Genomic DNA, 11887 nt, shown 5'->3' with positions numbered 1-11887 from the left:
GCATCACGCATCAAGCTGCATCACCGCAGCGTATCGCAAAACGCAAAGCGTTCGCCGGATCGACACGTCGACGGCGGGCGCTTTGCGGACTGGAGGCAAGCTTATGTTGGCAAAGCGCATCATTCCCTGCCTCGACGTCAAGGACGGGCGGGTCGTCAAAGGCGTCAACTTCGTTAACCTGCGCGACGCGGGGGATCCGGTCGAGCTGGCCGAGATCTACGATCGCGAAGGGGCCGACGAGCTGGTGTTTCTCGATATCTCGGCTTCGGTCGAAGGCCGCGCCACGATGGTCGACGTCGTGCGCAGGACGGCCGGAGAGATCACGATTCCGTTCACGGTAGGCGGCGGCATCTCCGCGGTCGAAGACATGAAGCGGCTGCTGCGCGCCGGCGCGGACAAGATCGGGATCAATACGGCGGCGATCCGCAATCCCGATCTCATCTCGGACGGCTCGCGCGTGTTCGGCGCCCAATGCATCGTCGTCGCCATCGACGCGAAGTACAATGCCGAGTGGGGCGAATGGGAGATCTTCACGCACGGCGGACGCAATCCGACGGGCATCCGGGCGGTCGCCTGGGCGCAGGAAGCCGAACGGCGCGGCGCGGGCGAGCTGCTGCTGACGAGCATGGACGCCGACGGCACGAAGGACGGGTTCGACAACGCGCTGACGCGCGCCGTGTCCGACAGCGTCGGCATTCCCGTCATCGCCTCGGGCGGCGCGGGCAATGCCTCGCATTTCGCGGACGCCTTTTCGCAGGGCCACGCGGACGCGGCGCTTGCCGCGAGCATTTTCCACTATAAAGAAGTGACGATCCGCGAGGTCAAGGACGCCCTGCGGAGCCAAGGAGTGAACGTGAGATGAGCGAGACGCTGACGGATTCGATCAAGTGGGACGCGGACGGGCTGGTGCCTGCGATCGTGCAGGACGCGGTCAGCAAAGAAGTCCTCATGATGGCCTATATGAACAAGGAATCCCTTGCCCTGACGCTGGAAAAAGGGGAGACGGTGTTCTGGAGCCGTTCGCGGCAGGAGCTTTGGCACAAAGGCGCGACGAGCGGCAATACCCAAAAGGTCGTGTCGCTGCGCTACGATTGCGACGGCGATACGCTGCTGGTGCAGGCGATCCCAAGCGGTCCCGCCTGCCATACGGGCAGCTACAGCTGCTTCTACCGGGATGCGTCCGGCGAACTGCCGCAGGAATCGCTGCCTGCAGCCGACCGCTTCGCGCCGCTCTCCGAGCTGGAGTCTACGATCGCGAAGCGCCATGCCGAGCGGCCCGAGGGCTCCTACACGACCTATCTGTTCGACAAGGGTCTGGACAAGATCCTGAAGAAGATCGGCGAGGAGACCGCGGAGGTCATCATCGGCGCGAAAAACCACGACAAGGCGGAGACGCGCGCGGAAGCGGCCGATCTGATTTTCCACTTGATGGTGCTGCTGCGCGAAGAAGAAATCCCGCTCGACGACGTGCTGCGCGAGCTGGAGTTCCGCCACCGCAAGCCGACCAAAAAGAACTGACCGCGCTGCCGCCGGTCTCCGTTCCCGCGAGGGGCAGGGGCCGGCGGCTTGCCTTTGCGGCGGCGAAGGGCGAGGATTCGACGGACGCCGCGCGAAAAGTGACGAAAATGTGCCAATAGAATCGAATTACCAGTCGATATATGACACAGAACCCTTTGGCTATCCTACCGGCGTCATGTATAATAGAGGGGATAAATGCGGCGATGCCGCTAGTGAAAAATCGTGGAGGCGCACAATGTACAGCAGCAAGCTTCGTATTTTTTCCGGATCGTCGAATCCCGTGCTGGCGGAGAAGATCGCCGAGCAGCTCGGGCTGCCGCTAGGCAAGATTACGCTGTCTCGCTTCAAGAGCGGCGAAGTGTACGTGCACTACGAGGAGACCATCCGCAACTGCGACGTGTTCCTCGTGCAATCTTTGTCACATCCGATCAATGACTTCTTCGTAGAGCTGCTGATCATGATCGACGCGGCCAAGCGGGCATCGGCGCGTACGATCAACATTGTGCTCCCTTACTATGGATATGCCCGCCAAGAGCGCAAGGCCGCGCCGCGCGAACCGATCTCCGCGAAGATGGTCGCGGACGTGCTCACGACGGTCGGCGCGACCCGGATCGTCACGATCGACCTGCATGCGCCGGCGATCCAAGGTTTCTTCAACATCCCGGTCGACCACTTGACCGCGCTGGATCTCATCAGCGATTACCTGCGGGCGAAGAACATCCGCAATCCGGTCATCGTCTCGCCGGACGCCGGACGAGCCTCAACGGCGGAGAAGCTGGCCAACCAGCTCGATTCTCCGTTCGCGATCATGATCAAGAAGCGCCCCGCGCACAACGAGTCGGTCATCACGCACGTCATCGGCGAAGTCGAGGGCTACACCCCGATCATCATCGAGGACATGATCGATACCGGGACGACGATCGTGAACGTCGTCGAGGGCCTCAAGGAGCGCGGCTCGGAGGACGTATACGTCTGCGCGACGCATCCGCTCTTCTCCGGCAGCGCCCTGCAGAAGCTCGATCATCCGAGCATCCGCGAGGTCGTCGTGACCGACTCGATCCTGCTGCCGAACGATCGCTCCGACCGCTTCAAGGTGCTGTCCGTGGCGCCGATGCTGGCCGAAGCGACCCGCATCATCACCGAAGGCGGCTCGATCAGCACGCTGTTCAAGACGGCGGGCGTATAACCCTAAGCAAAGCATGCTAGGCGCGGCAACCTGCGCGATTTGCGCAGGAGCCGCGTTTTTATTTGCCCGGCGGCAGCCGACCGTGGAGGTAGAGATTGCACGCTCTGCGCATGCCGGCAGACAAGCCGCGACACGCCCGGGCGGTCCTTTTTCATTTGATGGATGCCATTGCTGTGTTATAATCGGTTTAACATGTGCCGGCCCGGCCGAGGACCGGCGGCTCGCCGCGAGCGGCAGCCAACGAATCGCGATGTCAGACGCCAGACGACGCAAGGCGAACAAACTATTATACGACCGGGGGGAGGTGCCTTGACGATGAATCCGCGCAAGCGAATGGTCGCCGGCCGCCGCACCAAAGTCATTCCGTTGTCGCTGGACGCGACGTTTTTCTTTGAGCGCGCCGTCCAGTCGCTGGATCGCTATCATTACGACAAGGCGCTGAAGTATTTCCGCCGTGCCGTTGAATACGAACCGGAGAATCCGGTGAACCACTGCAACATGGCGGGGATCCTGTCCGAGATGGGGCGCTACGAGGAGTCCAACGACATCCTGAGGTCGGTGCTGGAGCGCATCGATCCGGGCATGACGGAGTGCCATTATTATCTCGCGAACAACTACGCCAACATGGAGCTCTTCGAAGCGGCCGAGGAGTCGCTCGTCACATATCTGGAAAACGACCCCGACGGCCAGTTCCTCGACGAGGCGGACGAACTGCTCGACCTGCTGGTCTACGAGCTGAAACGCCCGACCAAGCTGTCCACGATCAAGGCCAAGGAGAGTCTCTACGAGCACGACAAGGCCAGGGAGCTGCTGGAGGCGGGACGATTCTCCGAGGCCGTGCGGCTGCTGGAGGACATCCTGGTCCAGAAGCCGGACTTTCTCGCCGCGCGCAACAATTTGGGGCTCGCCTACTATTACATGGGCTTGTTCGACAAGTCCGTGCAGACGATCGGCGAAGTGCTGAAGGCGGAGCCGGGCAATTTGCACGCGCTCTGCAATCTGGCCATTTTCTATCAGCACGTGAACCGGCGCGAGGATCTCGCGTCGCTGCTCAGCCTGCTGAAGAAGACGATCCCGATTCATCCCGAGCACGTGTTCAAGCTGGGCACGACGATGGGGATCGTCGGCGAGCATCGAGAGGCGTATATTCACTTCACCCGGCTGCTCCGCAAGGGCGAGCTGTCGGCTGAGCCGAGCTTGCATCACTTCGCGGCCGTCGCGTCGGCCAACATCGGCCGGTTCGACGAGGCCGAGCGTCATTGGCTGCAGGCGAGGCGCCTCGACGCGTCGCCGGCCGTCGCTGATTTCTATTTGGGCAAATTGGCTAAGGTAAGACAGGGAGAAGCGAGTCCGCCGACCCAGTACCACTACCATATGCCGTTCGACGAGCAATTCCGCGAGTGGGAAAAGCACCCCGAGCGGATCTCCGAGACGCTCAAGAAGGATCCGCTCGTGCGCTCTTCGTTTTTCTGGGCGCTGCGCCACGGCGATCGCAGGACCAAGATGCAGGTCATCCAGGCGCTCGGCCTGGTCGCCGACGAAGAAGTCATCGAGGCGCTGAAGGCGTTTCTCGTCGACGCGGAGGAAGAGGACGACCTGAAGCGCGTCGCCGTGCTGGTGCTGCGCTCGATCGGCGTCGAGGACGCGCTCGCGGTCGTCTTCGACGGCAGGTCGCTCATGCTCGACGCTCGTCGCAGGTCAGCCAGGCTGCCGGTCTGGGACAGCGACTGGCAGGGCGTGCTGGAGCAGGCGATGGAGCGGATGGCCGGACGGTACGACGTCGTTCAGCAGCATGACATGATGACGCTGTGGGTCGACTATCTCTCGCGCGTCTATCCCGACGTGCCCAAGCTTCGCAATTCGGCAGGCTGGGCTGCCGCGCTCGAATATTGGACGGCGAAAATGCATCGCAAGAGCATTACATACGCCGAGCTGATGGACGTATACGGCGCCTCGCAGGGGAGCATCAGCCGCTATGCGGGACGAATCGACGAGGCTTGCGGCATTCGCGAAAAGCTGAAGCTGACGAACCGCGCGTTTCAGGATCGTTCTTAGTCAAGGAACGCTCCATACAATCTCAGGAATAGGCCGAGGAGGACCAGGACGCATGACTATCTATAAGAGCATCGTAATCGGAACAGGACCGGCGGGACTCACGGCCGCCATCTATTTGGCGCGCGCGAACATGAACCCGCTGGTCATCGAAGGCCCGGAGCCGGGCGGACAGCTGACCACGACGACCGAGGTCGAGAACTTCCCCGGCTTTCCCGAAGGCATCATGGGACCCGACCTGATGGCGAACATGCGCAAGCAAGCGGAGCGCTTCGGCGCGCAGTTCCGCACGGGCTGGATCAATTCGGTCGAGCTCGGCGAACGGCCGTTCACGTTGAATCTTGAAGGCGGCGAGACGCTGAAGGGCGAGAGCCTCATCATCTCCACCGGCGCTTCGGCCAAGTACCTGGGCATCGCCGGCGAGAAGGACAACGTCGGACGCGGCGTCAGCACTTGCGCGACCTGCGACGGATTTTTCTTCCGCAACAAGAAGATCATCGTCGTCGGCGGCGGCGACTCCGCGATGGAGGAAGCGAACTTCCTGACTCGCTTCGCCTCGGAGCTGACGCTGGTTCATCGCCGCGAAGAGCTTCGCGCTTCGAAGATCATGCAGGACCGCGCGCGGGAGAATCCGAAGATCGATTGGGGACTCGACAAGACGCCGCTCGAGGTCGTCGCAGGCCCGCTGGGCGTCACCGGCCTGAAGGTTCGCGACAACAAGACGGGCGAAGAAGAAGTGCTGGCAACGGACGGCGTCTTCATCGCCATCGGCCATACGCCGAACACGAAGTTCCTCGGCGGTCAGGTCGAGACCGATGAAAACGGCTATATCGTGACGAAGCCGGGCTCTTCCGAGACCAACATTCAGGGCGTATTCGCTTGCGGCGACGTGCAGGATACGAAGTACCGCCAGGCGATCACCGCCGCCGGCAGCGGCTGCATGGCCGCGCTCGATTGCGAGAAGTATCTCGAGGGCAGCATGATTCACGATTGGAGTCAGACGCTGGGCTGATCGGAAGACTGGGTCGCGCCGGCCTCCGGGCCGGCGCTTCTCGCTTGATGACTTATCCAATACTTTCAAGAGGTGTCTAACACTATGTCTCAATCGCTATACGTTGGCGTCGACCTGGGCGGCACGACGATCAAGATCGGTCTTTGCAACCACCTCGGCGAGCTTCTGCGCACCTACGAAGGACCGACCGAGACCGAGCTCGGCACCGACCGCATTTTGGACAATATCGCGGCTTACGTGCATTCGCTCGTGCCTCCCGGCACGCCGGAGTGGGAGCAGGTTCACGGCATCGGCATCGGGATCGCGGGCTTCCTCGACATTCCGGGCGGCGTCATCAAGTTCTCCGCCAACCTGCCTTTCCGGCAAGTGCCGGTCCGGCATATCATGGAGGAGAAGCTCGGCAAGCCGGTCAAGATCAACAACGACGCCAACGTAGCCGCGTTGGGCGAAGTATGGGGCGGCGCCGGCCGCGGCGTGCACAACTGCGTGTGCTACACGCTCGGCACCGGCGTCGGCGGCGGCATCATCGTGAACGGCCGGCTGATCGAAGGCTTTAACGGCATGGCGGGCGAGCTGGGCCATATGGCCGTCGTGCCGGACCTTGAAGCGATCCAGTGCGGCTGCGGCCAGATGGGTTGCCTCGAGACGGTATCCTCGGCGACAGGCATCATCCGGATGGCGAACGACGCCGTCGCGCGCGGCGACCGGACCTCGCTGTCCCTGGTCGACAAGATCATGGCGAAGGACGTATTCGACGCAGCCAAGGCAGGAGACGAAGTTTCCCAGCGTATCGTCGCGCGGGCGGCCTTCTATCTCGGCAAGTCGATGGCGGCACTCGCGGTCATCGTCAATCCGCAGCGGTTCATCATCGGCGGCGGCGTGAGCAAGGCCGGCGAATATCTGTTCGAGCAGATCCGCGAGACGTTCGAGAAGTTCTCGACGGATACGGCAAAGGAAGGCGTGGACATCGTTCCCGCCGAACTGGGCAACAACGCCGGCGTCGTAGGCGCGGCCGGACTTTTCTTATACGCTTAATTCGATTGAGAGGCGCCTGCTTGTCCGGTCAACGGCGGTCAGGCGCTTCGCATGTGGCAGGGGGGATGCACGTGGAAACTACGAGCACGACGGTATCAAGACCGACGCTCGTCATCATCACGGGAATGTCGGGCGCGGGCAAGACGATCGCGGTGCAGAGCATGGAGGACCTCGGCTTTTTTTGCGTCGACAATCTGCCGCCGGTGCTCATCCCGAAGTTTGCCGAGCTGATCGATCAATCCCAAGGCCGCATCGGCAAAGTCGCGCTCGTCATCGACCTCCGCGGCCGGGAGTTTTTCACGGCGCTGTCCGAGTCGCTGAATTATATTCGCGAGCACTATACGCTGCATTACGAGATCCTGTTTCTCGACGCGACCGACTCCGTGCTCGTCCAGCGCTACAAGGAAACCCGACGTCGGCATCCGCTCGCGCCCGAAGGCTTGCCGCTCGAAGGCATTCATGCCGAGCGCAAGCTGCTGGAGGATCTGAAGGGCTGGGCGACGCAGGTCATCGACACGAGCAGCATCAAGCCTGCCCAGCTTAAAGACAAGATTATCTCCCGGTTCACCGAGGAGGGGCGGAATTCGCTCGCCGTCAACGTCACGTCGTTCGGCTTCAAGTACGGCGTGCCGATCGACGCCGACCTGATTTTCGACGTTCGCTTTTTGCCGAATCCGCACTATGTCGAAAATCTGCGTCCCAAGACGGGGCAGGACGCCGAAGTTTACGACTACGTGATGAAGTGGCCGGAGACGCAGACGTTCCTGGCGAAGCTGCTCGACATGCTGCAGTACCTCATCCCGCTGTACCACAAGGAAGGCAAGAGCCAGGTCGTCATCGGGATCGGCTGCACCGGAGGCAAGCACCGCTCCGTCGCGCTCGCCGAATATCTCGGCCGCATGCTGAGCGCCGGCGAGACCGAAGCGGTCCGCGTCAGCCACCGCGACGCTGAGAGAGACCGTCATGGCTAAGCCGGGGCAGGGCGCCAGGAAGCCCCGCATCGTCGTGATCGGCGGCGGCACGGGACTGTCCGTCATGCTGAGGGGGCTGAAGCAAAAACCGCTCGATATTACCGCGATCGTCACGGTAGCCGACGACGGAGGCAGCTCGGGCATTCTGCGTTCGGAGCTGCAGATGCCGCCGCCGGGCGATATTCGCAACGTGCTGACCGCGCTGGCGGATGCCGAGCCGCTCCTGGCCGACATGTTGTCCTACCGCTTCATGGGCGGCGCGGGATTGGCCGGTCATAGCTTGGGCAATCTGATATTGGCGGCGATGACCGACATCTCGGGCGACTTCGTCGCCGGGGTGAGAGAGTTGAGCCGGGTACTCGCCGTGCGGGGACGCGTGCTCCCGGCCGCTAACCTGGCGATCCTCTTGAAGGCCGAGATGGAGGACGGCAGCATCGTCGAGGGCGAGTCGCAGATTCCGAAGTCGGGACTCGCGATCCGGCGGGTGTTCATCGAGCCGGCCGACGTCGAGCCGCTCGAGGAGGCCGTCGAGGCGATCGCGGAGGCGGACGCCATTCTGATCGGCCCGGGCAGCCTGTACACGAGCATCATGCCCAATCTGCTCGTGCCCAAGCTGGCGGAGGCGATCTTGAACTCGGACGCCGTGAAGATTTTCGTATGCAACGTCATGACGCAGCCGGGCGAAACCGACAATTACTCGGTAGGCGACCATCTCGATGCGATCCATGCGCACATCGGCCATCATTTATTCGATTATGTCATCGTGAACAACGGGGAGATTCCCCCGCAGGTGCACAGCATGTACGCGGAGCAGGGCTCGGCAGCCGTCCATCTGGACTTGGACGAGGTGGAGCGGCGCGGCTATAAAGTCATCGCCGACCGCTTGGTGCTGTTCCGAACCTATCTGCGCCATGATGCCGCCAAGCTGAGCGAGCACATCTACCAGCTGGTGGAGAACTGGATGCTGAGGAAGGAGTGAAGGCGACGTGTCGTTCGCCGCGCAGACCAAAAAAGAATTGACGCTCGTGGAGTCCGAGGGCTGCTGCGATATCTCCGAGCTGTCGGCGCTGATCCGGATGAACGGCGCGGTGTCGCTGACCAACAAGCGGATCGTGCTCGACATCTCGACGGAAAACGCGGCCATCGCCCGGCGTATTTACACCTTGATGAAGCGGCACTACTCCGTGCCGACCGAGCTGCTCGTACGCAAAAAGATGCGGCTCAAGAAAAACAACGTCTACATCGTTCGCGTGCCTGCGGGAGTCGAGCAACTGCTCGGCGAACTGAAGATCGCGAGCGCCGGATTCCAGTTCAATTCGGATATCGACAAGGATCTGGTGCGCAAGCCCTGCTGCAAAAAAGCTTATCTGCGCGGCGCCTTCCTTGCCGGCGGGTCCGTGAACAATCCGGAGGGTTCGTCTTACCATCTGGAGATCGCCTCCATGTACGAGGAGCACTGCAAAGCGCTCGTGGATCTCGCGAACAAGTTTCACCTGAACGCCAGGTTCATCGAACGCAAAAAGGGCTTCATCCTGTACATCAAGGAAGGCGAGAAGATCATCGAGTTTCTCAGCATCATCGGCGCGCATCAGGCCCTGTTCAAGTTCGAGGACGTTCGCATCATGCGGGACATGCGCAATTCGGTCAACCGGATCGTGAACTGCGAGACCGCGAACCTGAACAAGACGATCGGAGCCGCCGTCCGTCAGATCGACAACATCAAGCTGCTGCAAAAGGAAGTCGGGCTCGAGAACATGCCCGACAAGCTGCGAGAGGTCGCGGAGATCCGGCTCATGCATCCCGACATGAACCTCAAGGAAGTCGGGGACATGCTGAAGGGACAGGTCAGCAAGTCCGGCGTCAATCACCGGCTTCGCAAGATCGACGAGTGGGCGGAAAAAATACGGGGCGGCGCTTTATAAGCCTGTGGCACAACCAAGTGCTCTAATGCTATAATAGATAACAAACCATGTGCGGTGGGTCCCGTGTACCGGGATGAGAACAAAGACAGGGGGATTCGTTCCATGACGAGACAGCCGGTTGTTGTTCGGCTTAAGACGGGGCTTCACGCCAGACCGGCGGCCTTATTCGTGCAAGAAGCCAATAAATTCTCCTCGGACGTGTTCGTGGAGAAGGAAGACAAGCGCGTGAACGCGAAGAGCATCATGGGTATTATGAGTCTGGCGATCAGCTCGGGCACCGAAGTATCCATCAGTGCCGAAGGTTCGGACGCAGAGCAAGCTGTAACCGCTTTAGTCCAACTGGTCAGCAAGGAAGAGCTGGAGAACCAATAACAAGCAGATGCGCGAGCTCCCGGACGGGGGCTTTTTGCTTTTTTCGGACTATTTTATGGTTGACCTGCAACCTTTTGCCTATAATAGCCGTTGAGTAGACAAACCTGAATATGGAGGCGTCTATAATGGGTAAAAGGACCGTGCAAGTCGCATTGCTGGCCGCTACGATGGTAGCGGCGGGATGGTTCGGAGCGACGAAGCTGGGAGCGGATCAAGCGATGGCGGAGACGACAGGCGCCGTGCAGGCGGCAAGCATCCAGAACGCGGTGACGGTGGGTGCCGAAGGTACGATCAAGGTGGAACCGGACGTAGCGTATCTGAGCTTCGGCGTGGACGCGCGCGGCAAGACGGCGCAGGAAGCCCAGCAGGCTTCGGCGGCGAAGTTCGCGGCAGTCGAGAAGGCGCTGTACGAGACGTACAAGATCGATAAGAAGGACGTGCAGACGTCGAACTTCGGCGTACAGCCGGAGTACAACTACACGGAGAAAGACGGCCAGGTGCTGAAGGGCTACCTCGCGACCCATTCGGTGCGCGTCGCGTACCGCGATCTCGCGGGCATCGGCAAGCTTCTGGACGCGGTCTCCGCGGCAGGCGCGAACCGGGTGGACGGCGTGCAGTTCGGTACGGAGAAGCAGGACCAATACGAGCTTGAGGCGCTGAAGAAGGCGATGACCAACGCCGGCGCCAAAGCTTCGGTGCTCGCGACGTCGGCCAGCCGCACGTTGGGTCCGGTCATCAACATCGTGCAGGGCAGCGCGGCGAACGTGCCGATCGTCACGCCGAACTTCGGCATCGTGAAGTCGGCCGCTGCATCCGATGCCGGCGCTTCGTCCTCCGTGCAAAGCGGGCAGATCGAGATCACGACGAGCGTGACGGTGCAGTACCAGCTGAAGTAATAAGCGTCCGCGCTACGCGGATCGAGCCGCTCTCCGGTCGGAGGGCGGCTTTTTTTTGCGATCGAGAGAAGACGGGCGATGACGTGACGGGGGATTGACTCTCCCCTTGGAGGAGGCCTTACGATCGGAATATCCCATAGGAGGTGTCCGTATGAGATACACGGTCAAGGAAATGTCGGATCTGTCGAAAGTGACGATTAAGACGCTGCATCACTATCACAAGATCGGACTGCTCGTGCCGCTCGAGGTGAGCGAAGCCGGGTACAGGCTATACGGCCAGAAGGAGATCGAACGGCTGCAAGAGATTCTGTTCTATCGGGAGCTGGAATTCCCGTTGGGGGAAATCAAGCGTTTGCTGGATGGGGCGCAGGACCGTCTGCGCATCTTGGAGAGTCAGCGCGAGCTTATTCGAGAAAAGCAGCGGCGCATGGAACGTTTGTCCGTCACGCTGGAGGCTTCGATCGACTCGGAGCGGGAGGGCGCTTCTCTGCCGGCAGCGGCATTGTTCAGCGGATTCGGTACGGCGGAAGCGTGGGAAGCCGCGTTGGCGGAACAGAGCAGGCATCTGAAGGAAACGTACGACTTCGAGCTGCCCGGGGCGGATGCGATCGACCCCGTGCGGATGAATCGCCAGGCGGCAGAGGCTGCGCGATTTATGGATGAGATGGCGCGGGCGCTTCGCGAGGGTCGAGCGCATGACGACGAGGAAGCGCATGCCCGGATTGAACGTCACCTGGCGGCGCGCGCGGCAGAGGGTCAGCCTGCCAGCCCGGACGACTTTGCGGGACAGTCGCGTTTTTTCCTGGGCGACGTCTTCCACCGGGGCATGCTGGAGTCGATGCAGACCGGTCTATCTTATTATCTCTGCTTCGCCGCGGAATCGTATGCCGAAGCCAGTCGTCGAGCGTCATGAAAAAAGCCTC

12 protein-coding genes are annotated in these 11887 nt (G+C 61.3%); all 12 read left to right on the top strand.

The window, feature by feature from the left end:
* The first annotated feature begins 103 nt into the window (after positions 1 to 103).
* The 12 genes from hisF to BM235_RS25590 all read left to right on the top strand — a co-directional run bounded on the left by hisF (position 104) and on the right by BM235_RS25590 (position 11877).
* Positions 104 to 862: an imidazole glycerol phosphate synthase subunit HisF gene (gene hisF, locus BM235_RS25645; RefSeq protein ID WP_090117086.1), complete on the top strand. Its 759-nt coding sequence runs from the start codon at positions 104 to 106 to the stop codon at positions 860 to 862.
* Entirely contained in the window at positions 859 to 1518 is a 660-nt protein-coding gene (gene hisIE, locus BM235_RS25640) for a bifunctional phosphoribosyl-AMP cyclohydrolase/phosphoribosyl-ATP diphosphatase HisIE (protein WP_090117085.1), read from the top strand. The genes hisF and hisIE overlap by 4 nt, the downstream gene beginning before the upstream one ends.
* Before the next feature lie 235 nt (positions 1519 to 1753).
* Complete coding sequence (locus tag BM235_RS25635; protein WP_090117084.1) at positions 1754 to 2704, top strand: ribose-phosphate diphosphokinase; 951 nt, start codon at positions 1754 to 1756, stop codon at positions 2702 to 2704.
* A gap of 315 nt (positions 2705 to 3019) precedes the next feature.
* Positions 3020 to 4759 (top strand): HEAT repeat domain-containing protein, encoded by a 1740-nt coding sequence (locus tag BM235_RS25630; RefSeq protein ID WP_090117083.1) that lies wholly within the window; start codon positions 3020 to 3022, stop codon positions 4757 to 4759.
* Positions 4760 to 4817: 58 nt separating this feature from the next.
* Positions 4818 to 5768, top strand: coding sequence for a thioredoxin-disulfide reductase (gene trxB / locus BM235_RS25625; protein ID WP_090117128.1), 951 nt, complete (start codon positions 4818 to 4820; stop codon positions 5766 to 5768).
* Positions 5769 to 5852: 84 nt separating this feature from the next.
* Entirely contained in the window at positions 5853 to 6803 is a 951-nt protein-coding gene (locus tag BM235_RS25620) for an ROK family glucokinase (protein WP_090117082.1), read from the top strand.
* A gap of 71 nt (positions 6804 to 6874) precedes the next feature.
* Complete coding sequence (gene rapZ / locus BM235_RS25615) at positions 6875 to 7774, top strand: RNase adapter RapZ (RefSeq protein ID WP_255374596.1); 900 nt, start codon at positions 6875 to 6877, stop codon at positions 7772 to 7774.
* Complete coding sequence (gene yvcK / locus BM235_RS25610; RefSeq protein WP_090117080.1) at positions 7767 to 8753, top strand: gluconeogenesis factor YvcK family protein; 987 nt, start codon at positions 7767 to 7769, stop codon at positions 8751 to 8753. The genes rapZ and yvcK overlap by 8 nt, the downstream gene beginning before the upstream one ends.
* A gap of 7 nt (positions 8754 to 8760) precedes the next feature.
* Positions 8761 to 9696, top strand: a complete 936-nt coding sequence (gene whiA / locus BM235_RS25605) for a DNA-binding protein WhiA (protein WP_090117079.1) — start codon at positions 8761 to 8763, stop codon at positions 9694 to 9696.
* 102 nt (positions 9697 to 9798) lie between these two features.
* Positions 9799 to 10068: an HPr family phosphocarrier protein gene (locus tag BM235_RS25600; RefSeq protein ID WP_090117078.1), complete on the top strand. Its 270-nt coding sequence runs from the start codon at positions 9799 to 9801 to the stop codon at positions 10066 to 10068.
* Between the two features lie 125 nt (positions 10069 to 10193).
* Positions 10194 to 10964 (top strand): SIMPL domain-containing protein, encoded by a 771-nt coding sequence (locus tag BM235_RS25595; RefSeq protein WP_158544081.1) that lies wholly within the window; start codon positions 10194 to 10196, stop codon positions 10962 to 10964.
* Between the two features lie 151 nt (positions 10965 to 11115).
* Positions 11116 to 11877 carry a MerR family transcriptional regulator gene (locus tag BM235_RS25590; protein WP_090117076.1) on the top strand — a complete coding sequence of 254 codons (762 nt, stop codon included), beginning with the start codon at positions 11116 to 11118 and terminating at the stop codon, positions 11875 to 11877.
* Positions 11878 to 11887: the final 10 nt, after the last annotated feature.

It is taken from the genome of Cohnella sp. OV330, assembly GCF_900112065.1.
Taxonomy (GTDB): domain Bacteria; phylum Bacillota; class Bacilli; order Paenibacillales; family Paenibacillaceae; genus Cohnella.
Note: the sequence above shows the minus strand (reverse complement) of the source record. Positions and strands in the feature narration are given on the sequence as shown.